Origin of the sequence: Actinacidiphila paucisporea, from assembly GCF_900142575.1 — a bacterium.
Classification (GTDB): Bacteria; Actinomycetota; Actinomycetes; order Streptomycetales; family Streptomycetaceae; genus Actinacidiphila; species Actinacidiphila paucisporea.
Map to the genome: position 1 here is coordinate 38,428 of NZ_FRBI01000038.1, position 14,428 is coordinate 52,855.

Annotated in this window: 11 protein-coding genes and 2 pseudogenes; 5 read left to right on the plus strand and 8 right to left on the minus strand. The window is 71.5% G+C overall.

Going from position 1 to position 14,428, the window contains the following annotated elements; genetic code table 11:
- Positions 1-112: 112 nt before the first annotated feature.
- Positions 113-208 (minus strand): annotated as a pseudogene (locus BUE44_RS36870) (ABC transporter permease); the annotation flags it as partial.
- Positions 209-234: 26 nt separating this feature from the next.
- Here BUE44_RS36870 and BUE44_RS32985 point away from each other — a divergent pair.
- Positions 235-462, plus strand: a complete 228-nt coding sequence (locus BUE44_RS32985; RefSeq protein ID WP_073502701.1) for a hypothetical protein — start codon at positions 235-237, stop codon at positions 460-462.
- Positions 463-666: 204 nt separating this feature from the next.
- Here the strand turns inward: BUE44_RS32985 and BUE44_RS32990 are convergent, their stop codons facing one another.
- Positions 667-3,045: a hypothetical protein gene (locus tag BUE44_RS32990; RefSeq protein ID WP_073502702.1), complete on the minus strand. Its 2,379-nt coding sequence runs from the start codon at positions 3,043-3,045 to the stop codon at positions 667-669.
- Between the two features lie 326 nt (positions 3,046-3,371).
- Between BUE44_RS32990 and BUE44_RS32995 the strand changes: the two genes are divergently transcribed.
- A complete protein-coding gene (locus BUE44_RS32995) occupies positions 3,372-5,126 on the plus strand; it encodes a hypothetical protein (RefSeq protein ID WP_143172643.1) in 1,755 nt (584 codons plus the stop codon).
- Positions 5,127-5,134: 8 nt separating this feature from the next.
- Here BUE44_RS32995 and BUE44_RS33000 read toward each other — a convergent pair whose 3' ends face one another.
- Both BUE44_RS33000 and BUE44_RS39040 read right to left on the minus strand, forming a co-directional pair.
- Positions 5,135-5,782, minus strand: coding sequence for a response regulator (locus BUE44_RS33000; RefSeq protein ID WP_407640085.1), 648 nt, complete (start codon positions 5,780-5,782; stop codon positions 5,135-5,137).
- Complete coding sequence (locus BUE44_RS39040; RefSeq protein ID WP_407640086.1) at positions 5,674-6,141, minus strand: sensor histidine kinase; 468 nt, start codon at positions 6,139-6,141, stop codon at positions 5,674-5,676. The genes BUE44_RS33000 and BUE44_RS39040 overlap by 109 nt, the downstream gene beginning before the upstream one ends.
- On the opposite strand from BUE44_RS39040, the pseudogene BUE44_RS33010 reads away from it, so the two are divergent.
- Together BUE44_RS33010 and BUE44_RS33015 are read left to right on the plus strand one after the other, a co-directional pair.
- Positions 6,061-6,684, plus strand: a pseudogene (locus tag BUE44_RS33010) (ABC transporter ATP-binding protein); the annotation flags it as partial. The gene BUE44_RS39040 and the pseudogene BUE44_RS33010 sit on opposite strands and share 81 nt — an antisense overlap.
- The gene (locus BUE44_RS33015; protein WP_073502707.1) at positions 6,684-7,475 is read left to right on the plus strand and encodes an ABC transporter permease subunit; all 792 of its coding nucleotides are present in this window, start codon (positions 6,684-6,686) and stop codon (positions 7,473-7,475) included. The pseudogene BUE44_RS33010 and the gene BUE44_RS33015, both read left to right, overlap by 1 nt.
- Before the next feature lie 359 nt (positions 7,476-7,834).
- Here the strand turns inward: BUE44_RS33015 and BUE44_RS33020 are convergent, their stop codons facing one another.
- From BUE44_RS33020 to BUE44_RS39045, 3 genes are all read right to left on the minus strand, one after another.
- Complete coding sequence (locus tag BUE44_RS33020) at positions 7,835-8,653, minus strand: D-alanyl-D-alanine carboxypeptidase family protein (RefSeq protein WP_107415926.1); 819 nt, start codon at positions 8,651-8,653, stop codon at positions 7,835-7,837.
- A gap of 697 nt (positions 8,654-9,350) precedes the next feature.
- Positions 9,351-9,845: a hypothetical protein gene (locus BUE44_RS33030; protein ID WP_073502710.1), complete on the minus strand. Its 495-nt coding sequence runs from the start codon at positions 9,843-9,845 to the stop codon at positions 9,351-9,353.
- A gap of 93 nt (positions 9,846-9,938) precedes the next feature.
- Positions 9,939-11,834: a putative Ig domain-containing protein gene (locus tag BUE44_RS39045; protein ID WP_235002707.1), complete on the minus strand. Its 1,896-nt coding sequence runs from the start codon at positions 11,832-11,834 to the stop codon at positions 9,939-9,941.
- Positions 11,835-12,963: 1,129 nt separating this feature from the next.
- On the opposite strand from BUE44_RS39045, the gene BUE44_RS37660 reads away from it, so the two are divergent.
- Positions 12,964-13,269, plus strand: a complete 306-nt coding sequence (locus BUE44_RS37660; RefSeq protein ID WP_159450326.1) for a hypothetical protein — start codon at positions 12,964-12,966, stop codon at positions 13,267-13,269.
- A 275-nt stretch (positions 13,270-13,544) separates the two neighbouring features.
- On the opposite strand, the gene BUE44_RS33045 is transcribed toward BUE44_RS37660, so the two are convergent.
- The coding region (locus tag BUE44_RS33045; protein WP_073502712.1) for a glycoside hydrolase family 11 protein at positions 13,545-14,428 on the minus strand (884 nt) is incomplete at its 5' end.

Consider the following 14,428-nt stretch of genomic DNA (forward strand, 5'->3'; position numbering starts at 1 on the left):
CTCGGGATGCGGGGCGGATTGCGGTCTTGCGCGGGTGGTGCGCGGGTGTGCGTCATCGGGCTCGGGCACCTCGTGGCGGAAGGACGCGCGGGCCGGGAGCAGCCGGGCGTGCTCAGCTTTTGCTGCCGCCTGCGGTCAGGCCGGTGACCAGGTGCCGCTGGACGAGGTAGAAGAACCCGCCGGCCGGCACGGCGATCATCACGCCTGACCACCTGGGACGCCGTCCACAACCAGATGACCACCAGGATCGACGGCTCCGTCGTCATCGGCTCCATCAGCTCCAACGCGAGCGCGCCGACCGCCTATGACACCGTCGTCGTCGACAATCCCACCGCCGGCACCTACAACGTCACCCTGCCCGCCGGCACGTGGACCAAGGTCCTCGACACCACCGGGGCCGTGAGCGTCGCCGGCAGCACCACCTGCGCCGGCCAGTCCGTCACCGTCTACAAGAAGAACTGACCACCAGCCCCTCCGCACCATCGTCCGCTCTCGTATCCGGCCCCCCCGGCGAAGACATTCACCGGGGGGCCGACCTTGACGGTCCCCGATCACCGGGCTGCCACCCGTCCCGATCCCTCCACTCCTGCCTCGGCGCGGCCGGCGGCCCCATTTCGCGCACCTATCGGCTGATCAGGACGGACCAGGCTTTCGGCAAGGACAGCGTCAGGCGGCCCGGGTGCGGAAGACGGCGCCGCCTCGCTGGCAGCTCTCGTACTCTCCGGAGTGCTCGAATCCCGCGACGCTGTCGTGGCCGCAGTCCCAGCCGTCCACCGTGGCGAAACCGCCGGAGCCCTCCCGGTCGTGGGACGCGCGGTAATCGCCCAGCACCTTGCGCGCCTCGGCACAGGTCACCGAGCCGGAGGTGACGGTCAGGACCAGGCTGCCGCCCGACGGGCTCGTACCAGCGGCTCCGCAACCCGCACCGGTGTCGGCGCCCGTGGTCGGCGAGACAACCGGGGCGGTTCGAGTCGGGACCGGATGGGGGCGGACCCGGGGTGCGGCAACCGCGATCACGCCCGCCCCCGGGAGGATCTTGATCGGCTTGCCGGTACGGCCGGAGGGCAACGCCACCGGGACCACCGTGGTGACCGGGTCCCCGCTCCCGGTCCCGTCCTTGAGGATGAACGCCTGCGTCCCGTCGGCCGAGAACGCCAGGCCCGACGGGTAGGTGCCGACGGTGATCCGCGGCCGGAGCCGCCCGGTGGCCGTGTCGAACCAGTCGGCGGCCGCTTCGATGGCGGACCCGAACACGAAGACCTGCCTGCCGTCCGGTGTGATCGCCATGTCGTTGCCGACGACGTCGATCGGTGTGCCGGTCACACCGGTCGCCGTGTCGATCGGGGTGACCGCCGTGCCCGAGGCGGTCGGGAGGCCGCCGACGAGGGCGTAGAGCGTCCTGCTGTCGGGGGTGATCGCAAGCCGTACCGGTCCGCCCGCCAGTGGGATGGGCTGCCCGGCAGTGTCCGTCGCGGTGGCGAGCGGCACGACGAACCCCGAGTCGCTGCACGCGATGTAGGCCGTCAGGCCGTCCGGGGTCAGGACGATCGCGGTCGGGTTCTTGCCGAGCGGGATCGGTCCGGACGCGGTCCCGCGGGTGGTGTCGACGTCGGTCACCGACCCCGTCGCTCCGCCGCCTGTGCCGTAGTCGAGGACGTACACATGTCGTCCGTCGGGGGTCACCGCCATCGTGTGGACGTTGCCGGTGACCGGAACGGACCTGCCCGCCTTGCCGGTTCGGGTGTCGATGGGGGTGACCGCGCCGGCGTCGCGGTGGTCGTCGACCGACAGCGCGTAGAGCACCGACCCGTCGGGCGAGAAGACAAGGTCGTTGTTCCCCTGCGACGGGAGCGTGATCGGGGGTCCGACGGTCCCCGTGGCCAGGTCCACCGGCCTGATCATCGCCCCGGCACACTCCACGAACGCCTGCTTGCGGTCCGAGCTGACCACGACATCGCTGGGCCACTGGCACGAGCCGAGCTGGACGGGCGGCCCGGCCTGCCCGGTGGCGGTGTCGACCCGGCTGAGCGAGTCGGTCTGCTGGTCGGCGACGTAGACGTCGTAGGAACCGCCCGCCGTCCCGCCCGGGGCGGCCGCCGGTGAGCCACCCTGCCGCGGCGAGCCCGGCGTACTCCGGGCGGCGCTCGGAGTCGCCGCCGGGTGCCGTGGCCGCGCGAGGGCGTACGCGCCCAGGCCGGCCAGCACCAGGGCCACCGCGGCGGCACACGCGATCAGCCGCCGGTTGCCGAGCCGGGCCGGCCTGCCGGGATGCGCCACCCGTTCGCCCCGGCCGAGACGGTACGCGGCGAGGGCAGCCCCGGCTGCGCCGCCCGGGATGTCCGACGCGACCCGCACGGGCACACCGGTCATGGTCCCCACGGCCTCCCGAACATGCGGACCGGCTGCCGCCCGACCGCTCAGGACGACCTCGGCCAGCCGGTCCGGCGGCAGCCCGGCACCGGCGAGAGTCGCGAGGAGCTCGTGCCCCAGCGCCCGTGCGGTGGCGTCGGCCGGCCGGTCCGCGTCGACGCCGAGGCCGCCGCCCGGTCCGGCGAGCCGCAATCCGCCACGCGTCCGCTCCAGGACCGCGACCTCGAAGTCCGCTCCGTCGTCAGTGACGACGGCGAGGATGCCGTCCTGTGCCCGCCGCGTCGCCGGCGTCCGCGGCTCACCCGGTATCGGCGGCGTCTCCGGCTTCCCTGCCGGGGCCGCGGGGTCGGCCGGGGCCGCAGCGTCCGCGGCCTCCGCGACGCAGACGGCGCGCGGGACGAACCGGGGCGCGGGCAGCCCGGCAGCCTCCAGCGCCCGGCCGAGGACGGACAACGCGTCGGGGGTCCATCCCGCCGGGTGCACCACCAGCAACTCCCACGGTCCTCCGGTGGGGCACCCGGGCACGACCGCACCGGCCACCGCCACGACGAGCGCCGCCCACGCCTGGGCCGGGGTGAACCTGTCCGCCCCGGCAGCCTGTGCGCCGGGCTCCGCGGGGGGCCGGGCCCGCTCCCCGAGCTCCGCCGCCCGGCGCTGGGCGGCCTCTCCGATCAACAGCCCACCGTCTGCGGCCGGATAGACGATCGACGCTATCCGGGGGGTGCTGCCGGGGCCTTGCGGATGGTGCGGCGACGCCGTCGCAGCGCTCGTCCAGGCCGTGCCCAGATCAACCGCAAGTGCCCAGGATCTCATCAGCCACCCCCTGTTCTGGCCGCCCCCGCCAGCGCTCCCGAAGCGTGGCGGCCGAGCGGGTGCCCTGCGATCGGAGCCAGGATTCGCCCACCCTAGCCCGGAGCGCCCACAGGGGTCCGGAAGAGCTGAAAAGCAGTCAGATCTGTGCGAGCATCTTCATTGGGGCGAGTCGAAGGGGGAGGGCCGTAGTGGGGACAATCGGGGGGCGCAAGCTGGAGACGGGCATGCTGGCCACCCTGCTCGGATACGTGGCCGGGGCCGCTTCCGGCCATCAGGGGGCGCGGTACTGGGCCCCGCTGATCGAACTGGTCGGCTCGGCCGACGGCAGCTCGCCCGCCCCCGCCGGGGACAGGCCCACCATCGACCCGGCACGACGGCCCGCCGCCCTCGGCGTCGCGGGTCCGCCGGATCCGGCAGCCGGGCTCGCGCTTCTGACGGCGCTGCGTGAGGCGCCGGACGACCGGGCCACGGCCCGGCAGTTGGCGCGGTGGCTGATGGACACCGCAGCCGCGGACAGCCGGTTCGGGGCCGACTTCATGCGGTGGCGGCGAAGCCTGCGCCTGCTGGAGGAGTTCGTCGGCACGCTGCCCGAGCAGCGCGGCCCGGGAGAGCCGGAGGCGACGGCCGCGAGCGGCACTTCGGGCGGCTCGGGTGGCCGTGCCACGGGTGCAATGGCCGACGTGGGAGCCCTGCCCGCCCCGGGTGGTGCGGCCGCAGCCCCCGGCCCCGGAGCCGGTCCGACCGCCGCGCCGTTCACCGGGCCGTCGTCGGCGCCGTCATCCGAGGCAACGAGGGCAGACCGGCCCGCCGGACTGCCGTCCTGGGCACGCTGGTTCGTCATGGTGGGACTCGCACTGGCGGTCTGCGCCGTCACGATGTGGGTGGCCGGTGCCCTTCTCCTGCCACCACTGCTGGAGGAGTCGGCGGACCGCTGGGTGGTCGCCGCCTCGCTCGGCGTCGCTGCTGCCGCCGTGGTCGCAGCCGCGGGCCCGGGCTTCGCGGATCTGCCGGGCAGGGGCGCGGAACAGGGGGCGACCGCCGGGGCCGCGTCGTCCGTTCCGGGTCCCGCAGGGGGTGGCGGTCCTGGCGGCCTGCCGCCGGGCGGGATCCAACTGACCGGGTCGCGGCGCAGCAGCCAGATCGTGGTCTCCGGCGGCGGCCGGACCACGGTGACAGTCGGCCTCCAGAGCCGTGCGCTGGTCGCCGTCGTCGTGCTCGCGCTCGTCGTCGCGGTCACGACGACATTCATCGGCCTCCATCGCTCGTCGGCCGACGACGCCGGCGCCGGTCCGTCGTCCGGCGGCGCGGACGGCGTGCGGACCGGCAGCGGGGTCATCAGCGCCACCACGACGGTCAGCGGGCCCTCGACCGCCGTCCACTACTACTGGCCCAAGGCCAAGGAGGTGCTTGACGGCGACCTCGGGGCGGGCCGTGCCCTCGCTGAGGAACCGGGGATCGCCCACCTCGCCGACGGCATCCTCATCACGCTGCAGACCAGCAGTACCGAGGCCGTACTGATCAACGAGATACAGGTGGTGCACCTGCAGCGCAGGACCGACCCGCGGGCGGGGCTGTACGTGGACGTCCCCTGCGGTGGGTGCGGCGCCCAGGGGGAGCCGCGGAGCTTCTCCACCCGGCTGGACGACCGGACACCCCGGGTCGTCCCGAGCACCCGGTCGGCCGCCGGTGTCTACTTCTACGTCACCGCGGGCTCCCCGGAGGAGTTCCGGATCGAGGTGGGCGATCACCACTGCGACTGCACCTTCGACCTGGAGGTCGACTGGCTCGACCAGGGCAAGGCCCACACGACCCTGCTGGACAACGCCGGGCGCCACTTCCACGCGATGGGTTCCGACGACCTGAGCTGGTTCCGCGACTACAACCCGGGCGGCGCGGAGTCGGTGCTCGTACCGGAGCCCACCCCGACGGGTCACGCGGCCTGATCCGCCCGTCAGCGCGATTCCGGTGCGTCACCGGATAATGAGGGCTGTCCGGGTACGAGCCCGGTGCGGTGGGCCAGGATGACCAGTTGGATGCGGTCACGCACCTGGAACTTGGTCAGCAGGTGTCCAACATGCGTTTTGGCGGTTCCTGTGGTGATGTGCAGGCGGTGTGCGATCTCGGCGTTGGACAGCCCCTCGGCGACCAGGATCAGTACCTGCCGTTCGCGCGTGGTGACGCCGGCCAGGTCCCTAAGTGCGGGCGTGGGCAGGGGAGCCTGCCGGGCGGTGAACTCTGTGATCAGACGCCGGGTGATGCCGGGGGCGAGCAGTGCGTCTCCCGCGGCGATCACGCGTACGGCGGCGATCAGGTCGGTCGGCGGGGTGTCCTTGAGCAGGAACCCGCTGGCTCCGGCGCGCAGCGCTCCGTACACGTACTCGTCCAGGTCGAAGGTGGTGAGTATCAGGACGCGGGGGACAGGACCCGAGGCTGGGGCGCAGATCAACCGGGTGGCTTCGATGCCGTCCATGTCGGGCATCCGCACGTCCATCAGCACGACATCGGCGTGCTGAGCCCTGGCCGCCTCGACGGCTGTGGTGCCGGTGTCGACCGCGGCGACCACCGCGAGGTCCTGCGCGGTCCCGACGATGCCGCACAGGGCCGCCCAGACCAGGGCCTGGTCGTCTGCCACGACCACCCGGCCTCTTGCACGATCCGGTATGCGGACACATCGACCCCGGCGGGCAGCGGTTGGGGGCTGCCGGTGACCATCAGCTCGACGTGCAGGCCCGCGATGGCGGTCGAGGCCAGCAACCGGTCCAAGCCGGCGAGTCCGGGACAGGGGACGAGCGCGGGCTCGCAGGTCTCACCGTCCTTGGGCTCCTCCGGCAACACGCCCAGCAGGCGCCGCATCTCGCCCAGTGCCTCGCGTCCGGTGGTCTCGATGGCGCCGAGGGCGGCGCGCGCCTCCTCGGGCCGGTCGTCGATGACCAGGTGGCCGAAGCCCGCCTTGGCCACCCGCTGCGTGAGGTCGGCGCTCTCCTCGACCCGGCCGCCGTGCACGGAGGCCGCAGCGCCCGCAGCCATCTGGAGTCCCTGGCGGCCACCAACGGCCTGCCGCGAGCCAGGATCGCGGAGGTGCTCGCCCGCACCGGCCTGGACAGCGTCGCCGGCAAGCGTGTCGGCGGCTTCTCGCTCGGCATGCGGCAACGGCTCGCGATCGCCGCCGCGCTACTCGGCGACCCACCTGTACTGCTCTTGGACGAGCCGGTCAACGGCCTCGATCCGGGCGGCATCCGCTGGATGAGGGGCTTGCTGAAGTCCCTCGCCGGCGAAGGCCGCACCGTCCTGGTCTCCAGCCACCTGATGAGCGAGACCGCCCTGACCGCCGACCATCTGCTTGTCATCGGCCGGGGCCGCCTCCTCGCTGACACCAGCACGGCCGACTTGCTCGCCCAGCGGGCCGACGCCAGGACGGGGGCAGACGCTCGCACCCTGCTGGAGGACGCCTACCTCAGGCTGACCGCGGACGCGTCCGAGTACCGGGCGGTGCACCGCTGATGACAGCCCACGACAGGGTCCTGCGCCGCGCGGTCCTCTCCGAATGGATCAAACTGCGCTCGGTCCGCTCCACCTATCTCACCCTGCTGTGCGCCCTGCTCATGGGACTGGTCCTCGGATGGGTCGACACCGCCTCCGCCGCCCACAACTGGCCCACCATGTCCGCCGGCGACCGCGCCGGATTCGACCCCGTCGGCGACTGCTTCACCGGATTCGTCATCGGGCAACTGGCCTTCGGCGTGCTCGGCGTGCTCGCGGTCAGCTCCGAGTACCGCACCGGCTCGATCCGTACGACGTTTACCGCCGTCCCCCGGCGCGGCACCGTATTCGCCGCCAAAGCGCTGGTAATCGGTGCGGTCGCGCTGGTCCTCGGCGAGTGCATGGCCTTCACCGCCTTCTTCCTCGGGCAGCGCAACCTGGCTCACGCGCACCTGAGCGTCGGTCTCGGCGATCCGGGGGTACTGCGCGCGGTGACCGGCGCCGGCCTGTATCTCTTCGTCGTGGCGATGGTCGGCTTCGGCCTCGGAGCGGTCATCCGGCACACCGCCGGCGCCGTCGCCGGCATGTTCGGCCTGGTCTACCTCGCCTATGGTCTCGCCCGCGCCTTCGACAACTGGTCTTATCTCCCCGACCATTTGGTGCTGTCCAACGCCTCCGACGTCCTCGCCCAGACGCACATTCCGCCCGACTCACCCCGCACACCCTCGCTCGGCATGGCCTTCCTCGATCTCGCCCTGTACCTCGCCGTCGCCCTCGCCCTCGGAGCCTGGCGAGTGCGCCGCGACCCGTGAGCGCCGGGCTGCCGAGTCTCCGGAAAACGCACTCGGGCCAGTCGGGCACTTCGCCGCGGCGGTGGTCCTCTGGTCACGGCCGTCCTGGACGGCGCGCGTCCGCCGTCGAGGTCGCCGTCATCGCCGGGCACCTGACGACCGTGGCCTTCGCGGCCGACAGGGGCGCATCGCGCACGACACCGGCGCCCACCCCCGCTCACGCGCCCGCCGCCTGAGCCGTACCGCCGACGCCCGCCTCCAACTCCGCGACGCCGACACCGCGGTTGCTCACCGCCGACCAGGCCGTTATTACCGTGGGCGGTGGCAGCGGGCCCCGACCGCCGCAGTGGCGGGCGGGGCCCGCGGGGCGCGGCGCGGGGTCAGCGCTTGAAGGCGTAGTCCATCAGCTTCCGGGCATCCGTCGCGCGCTGGGTGGCGGAGGTGGAGGCCAGGACGGTGCCGATGACGGTTCGCGAGCCGCGCGTGGCGGCGAAGACCAGGCAGTAGCCGGCCTGCGGGCCTGAGCCGGTCTTGACGCCTATCGTCCCGGTGTAGCTGCCGAGCAGCGTGTTGGTGTTGGTCCAGGAGTAGTTGCGGTACCCGTTGGTCTTGGTGACGACCCTCGTCTTGATGGTGCGGGTCTTCACCACGGAGCGGAAGTCGGCGCTCTTCATGGCGGTGCTCGCCAGCTTCGTCAGGTCGCGCGGCGTGGAGTAGTTCGCGCCGTTGCCGATCCCGTCGAAGGAGTCGAAGTGGGTGTTCTTCAGACCCAGCCCCTTCGCGGCGGAGTTCATCTGGCCGATGAACTGCTTGACCCGGGCGGCCCGGGTGCTGCCCACGCCGTACCGGTCGGCCAGCGCGTAGGCCGCGTCGCAGCCCGAGGGCAGCATCATCCCGAACAGCAGCTGCCGCACGGTGAGCTTGTCGCCCACGATCAGGTGGGCGGAGGAGGCGTTCTTGCTGACGATGTAGTCGCTGTACGCCTTCTGGACGGTGATTCGCGAGTTCAGGTTGAGGTTCTTCTGCCGCAACACCACCTCGAACGTCATGATCTTCGTGGTGGAGCCGGTGGACCGCCGGGTGTCGGCCGCCTTCGTGTAGTACGTCGCATCCGACGCGTTGTTCATCACGAAGCCGCCCTTGGCCGCGATCGACGGCGGTGGGGGCGTCGCGGCCTGCGCCGGTGCGGCGACCGCCATGGCGGTCAGGACGGTGCCCGCGGTGACGGCGGCCGCGGTGACGCGGTGGATGGCCTTGCTGCCGGTTATCACGATAGATGCTCCAAATGCGCCTGTGCTGCGGCCACATGGGAGTGAGCGGCCAAACGTGAGACACGCCGGGCGGCCGGATGGATGCACGGACCCGCCGGCTCGCGCCCAGTCGTTACCCGTCGGCGAGCCGCCCGTGCCCATCCCGGGGGGCGCTGGGCCGCAGCGGGCCGTCGCCCGGACTGTGGGGCGCCGCGGGGCGCCGGCGCGCCCCGGCCAGGTCCCGGCTGCCCCGACCGTACGTCGCACCGCTCGTAGGGCCCGAAGCAGTCGGCTGCGAGGGTCGCGACCGGAGCACCGCAGGGGCAGGCTCGGTTGAGCCCTTCGTTGCCGGTCGGCCCGCAGCATCTCGTGTTGCGCTCCCAGTTGGGCAAAGGCTGGAGATCAAAGGCGTCCTCGGGATTCACCAGTGTGGTGCCGGGGGTGCCCGCCGAGATGACGAAGCCCTCCTCGTTGCAGACCAGAGGACCGTGGCTCTGTGCCGGCTGGCTGGGCTGCCCGGTCGCGCGCAGTAGGTGGCATCGATGCCTGGAGTCCATCGCTCCAGACGAGACCGGCCACTTTGTCCGCTGGTCGGTGGAGCACCGGCACGCCCGCGGCCTGGCCTACGCGTTCGGCCGGACAGTCCCTACCCGCTGACCGTCACCGTGACCTCGTAAGCGCTCTGGCCCGGCGGGCAGCGCATCGCCTCGCCGCAGGACGAGCGGTGGGCGGTGATGCGGACGGTGCCGGGGTGTGTCGCGGTGAAGCGGGCCGACGCCACGCCGCAGCCGCCACCCGGCGGGCACGAGCCGGTGGGAGAGCTTCCGCCGCCGCCGGGCACGAGCACGCCCGGGTCGGAAGTCGTGGGCGTCGACCAGTACGTGCTGTGCAACCGGACGATGACGGCGGTGCCGCTGCGTACGCGCACGCTGGTCCGCAGGGCGTGCTCGTCGAGGGTGAGCGTCGCGGGGGATGCGGCGGTGTGCGACGACGGGTCGGCGGTGGACCCCGTGGGGTGGCCCGACGCGGACGAGCAGGCACCGGTCGCGCAGAGTACGGCGGCGAGGACCAGGGCCGGCAGCGGGGTGGGAAGTCCGCGACCGGCGGGTGCGGCGGCATCGCGGATCGTTCGACCGGACATCGGCGTACCTCCTGGGCTGTGACGTCTTCATGGTCCCGGATACCGCGGTGGTGGCGCGGACGTCCCGCCCCACCACCGCGAACCAACGTGCTGTCAGGAGGCGTTCAGCGCCGTGTCGTCGATCACGAAGCTGGTCTGGAGCGAGGAGTCCTCGGTGCCGGTGAACTTCAGCGTCACCGTCTGCCCGGCGTAGCTGGACAGGGAGAAGGACTTCAGGGCGTAGCCGGTGGCCGCGTTCACGTTGGAGTAGGTGGCCAGCGTCGTGCTGCCGACCTGGACGGTCAGCTTGTCGTAGGCCGTGCTGCCGGACTCGGCCGTGTCGATGTGCAGGTAGAAGGAGAAGGTCGCCGCGCATCCGGCCGGGATGGTGACGGACTGGGAGACGGTGTCGGTGTGCGTGCTGCCGTAGCCGTTCATCCACGCCTTCCAGCTGCCGGAGTGCGCGGCCTCACCGGAGCTGTTGTCGACCACGCCGGAGCTGGCGGTCCAGGGTGCGGCCGTTCCGGTCTCGAAGCCGGGGTTGCCGATCTTCTGGCCGGGGCTGGCGCAACCGCCGCCGGTGGTGCTGACGGTCCAGGTGAAGGACGCGCTGCCGGAGGCGCCGGTGGTGTCCTTGGCGGTGACGGTGACGGTGGAGGTGCCGCTCGTGGTGGGCGTGCCGGTGATCAGGCCGCTGGAGGAGATGCCCAGCCCGGCGGGAAGGCCCGTCGCGCTGTAGGTCAGGGTCTGTCCCGAAGCCGAGTCGCTGGCGCGCACCTGCAGCGAGACCGCGGTGCCGACGGTCGAACTCTGGTTGCCGGGGCTGGTCACGGTGACGGTGTTGCCGGTGCTGCCGCCGCCGACGATCGCGTGCGAGATGGCGCACGAGTTGGTGTCGTTGGACCAGCTCGCCTGCTCGGCGAAGGTGCCGGTACCCATCGTGATGTTCGCCGCGCCGCCCGTCGTGCCGGGGTTGAGCCAGGCGCACTCGTCGGAGTTCTCCTGGCCGTCGTAGGAGCTGCCGGTGTGGTTGGTCCAGCCGCCGGCCGGGTTCTGGTCCGACATCATCTCCTGCCACTCGTGGCCGAGCGTCATCGTCCACCCGTCGAGTGTTCCTGGGGAGTTGACGAAGCCGACGCCGCAGCCCGCGCCGGAGTCGATGTTGTACGGCTGGTTACTGAAGGCGACGTCACCGACCGTCGAGGACACGGCGCCGCCGGTCAGCGTGGTGTCACCGTTGTAGTCATGCCAGGCGCAGTACTGGTTCTGGTAATTGTCCGGGTTGGTGCCGTGCGGGGAAAGGATCACGTAGTACGCATCCCGGTTGGCCGCAGCGGTGGTGTTCCCGAAGTGGCTGGCCGCCTTCACGGCCTCCACTCCCAGTTGGTGTCCGGTGGCAGCGCTGGGCGAGGCGGCCGAATTGTCGTACCAGACGCCGCTGAGCACTCCGCCGCTCTGGTAAGGGATGAAGCTGGCGTTCGAGGGGCAACTGGTCGCACCGGTTGCGACGTTCGGACCTTCGCACCACTGCGTGAGGTCGGCCGACCACAGTTCGCCGCCGGTACCGATGTCCTTGAACATCTCCTGGGCCACCGGGGCGGCGCCCTTCGCGTCGCCGGAGAACGTCGCGTCGCCGCTGCTGTTGGTGCTCTGCGTGCCCCACTGGGTGCCGTAGAAGACCAGGTAGACCTTCGAGTGGCCGTTCTGGACACCGATGCCGTCGATGCCGCCGCCGTAGGACAGCGTCTGCGGCCCGGTCGCCGCGGGGGACGCCTGAGCGGCGGCCCACGACTTCATCTTCGCGTTCTGCTGGAGGGTCGGTACGACGCCGTGCCGGTAGGCGTGGTCGTGCGCGGGGCTGTAGGGGTTGGCGACCGACTGGCCGGACGCGGGTGCCGGCGCGGCTGCCGCCAGGGGTGCGGCGGCGAATGCTGCGCCGGTGACGAGGGCGAGCGACGCGAGGCCGGTGAAGGCCGCTCGTGCCGCTCTGCGGTGATAGGTCTCGCCCATGGGTGGAGGAACCTTTCTTCGCGGACTCCGGCTGCCGGTGGGCAGCGCTGATCCGCATGTAGGGACGGAAGGAGACGCACCGGGACAGCCCCGGCGACGGCCGGGGCTTGGACTGCCGGGTGGGGCGGCTCCGGGCCGGTGAGGTCCGGTCCGGGTAGCCGGACGCGCGTAGATGAGGTGGACATGCCGGGCCGCAGCGACGAGCCGGCCGAGCGTGGTCATGGCCAAGCGATCCACCAAGGCCCCTCGCGGAGCTCTCGACGGAGGCGGAACCGACTGCGAGGAGTCGTGCTGACGATCCGACAGATGACTGGTGGGGGTGCGCCGTGGCGACAGAAAAGCAGATTGGCGTGACCCGGTCAATAGCCGGAAGTGGCGCCCTCACCAGCCGGTACGCCTCCCCTGACCCCTGATTCGGGGGTTACGCAGCCACTTCGTCTACAGAGGTACGTCAGTCGGCGTGGGCAAATCTTGACCGTTCACAGCTCATTCCTTGGCTTGCTCAGGTCGGGCGTGCCGCCCTGCGGCTCGTCGCCGTCCGGAGCGCTGCCCGCGCCGGATGGACCGCGTCCTCGGGCGCCGGGAGGTGGACTTCGCGCTTGGGGAGTCCGCTCGACCGCCGTGCTCGGAAGCAGACCTCAAAGATTTCGGCCCGTGCCCGCCGGGCCGCCGTCGACAGGTGCCCGTTCGATCAGCCGGTGCTGCCCGGGAGACTCTGGCACGGGGGGAGAAGGTCGGGTAGGAAGTTGACGACTTCACGTCATCGGAGGGGTTTCCTTGTACAGCCACGAGAGCGCCAAGAAGGGCGGGGCCGAGAAGGCCGCGCGTTCACCCCGCCGGTCCGGGCCAGCCCTCCCCGGACGGTCGCAGGGCCTGCCCGGCCTTCAGCGGGCCGTCGGCAACGCGGCCGTCGTACAGCTGCTCGGTCAGTCCGGGCACTCGTGGGCTAAGCCCGAGGAGCACCAGCACTCCGCCGGCTGCGGTCACCGGGGGGAGTCGCCCGCGCCTCCGCCGCCGAGGTCGGCGCCCGCGCGTGACCGGGCTGGGGGAGGGAGTGGAGTCGGCTGTCACCGGTCGTGCCGCCGTGTTCACCGAGCCTCTGCCGAGTTCGGAGACTATATCGGAGGGGATGTTTTGGTTCGCCTGGGCCGCACTCGAAGGTCAAGAGAAAGTGCGCAGCGCGGTGGAGCAGTCCGCACGGGGGTTGAGTCCCCAGGAGGGTCAGCGACTTCTGGCTCAGTTCGACGAAACGCTGGAGGCGAAGAAGCAGGAACTGGAGGGGACCGTCGTCGGCGCCGTGGTGACGGGTGGAGTGATCGGCCAGGCCGTGAACGTCATCCCGCACCGCTGGAAGCGGTCAGTCCGCAAACGTACCCGAAACTGCTGGACGCTCGTAACGAGGCTCTACGCCAGGCCGCCGATGATTTCCGGGTGAGGAGCCAGGAGCGAATGATCGAGCAGATGAAGGACGAATTCGGCACCTTCCAGTGTCGCGTGAATGAGATTCTCGGACAGCGGCTTGGGGTGCGGTTGAATGGCGTATGCCTGTCGGCCTGCCGCTGGTCGTCTCCGATGCGGACCGTGAAGTTCTGCGCTCGTGGGTCCGCTCGCCGCCGAGCTGCAGGCCCCGCCCCCGCGAACGAGCGGGGGCGGGGCCTGCCGGGTCCCCGTGGGCCGCGCCGCCGACGGCGGCTCTGGCGGTGACCGGGGTCAGCGGGTGGTGCAGGAGAGCGTCGGAGCGCCGTTGCTGCCTGAGTAGTTGGCGTTGAACCCGAACGAGGTGCTGGCACCGGCTCCCACGGCGCCGTTGTAACTCGCGTTGTTCACCGTCACCGTGTTGCCGGACTGGGTGTAGGTGCCGCTCCACATGTTGGTGACCGTCTGGTTCCCGGGGAAGACCAACTGCACGGTCCAGCCGTTGGTGGTGGCGGAACCGTTGTTCTTGACGTTCACCACACCGGTGAACCCGGCGCCCCAGTCGGAGGAGTTGGTGAAGGTCGCGGTGCAGCCGTTGCCGCCGCCGCTCGGCGGCGGGGTGGTCGGCGGGGTGCTGGTGGGAGGCGTCGAGGTGGGCGGGTTGCTGGTGGGAGGAGGCGTGGTCGGCGTCGTGCTGGCGACGGTGATGTTGGAGTTGCCGGAGGACCCGTAGCCCTCGGTGGCCAGGATCTCGTAGTTCGGGGTGCCGAGGTTCAGGCCCGCCTGCGCCCACGCGTTGAAGAAGTTGGCCACGGTGATGGTGCCGCCGGTGCGCTTCGCCTGGCGGACCGCCCAGTACTGGTAGAACGTCGCGGTGCCCTGGATGGAGGGCTGGTTGACGCGCTGCGTCCGGTACAGGTCGTACGTGCTGCCGTCGCTGTTGACGGAGCCCAGCCTGGAGGTGCCGGAACTCGGGTTGTAGTTGCCGTAGTTGTCGACGATGTAGTACTCGATGAGCGGGTTCGTGGTCCAGCCGTACAGCGACAGGTAGCAGTTGCCGTTGCAGTTCCACGAGCCCGAGTAGGTCACGGGGGCGGTCGTGCCCGGGTTCCAGCCCTTGCCGGCAACGAAGTTGGTCACGTTGTTCCACGTGGTGCTGTACTGGCCGCCGGAGCCCA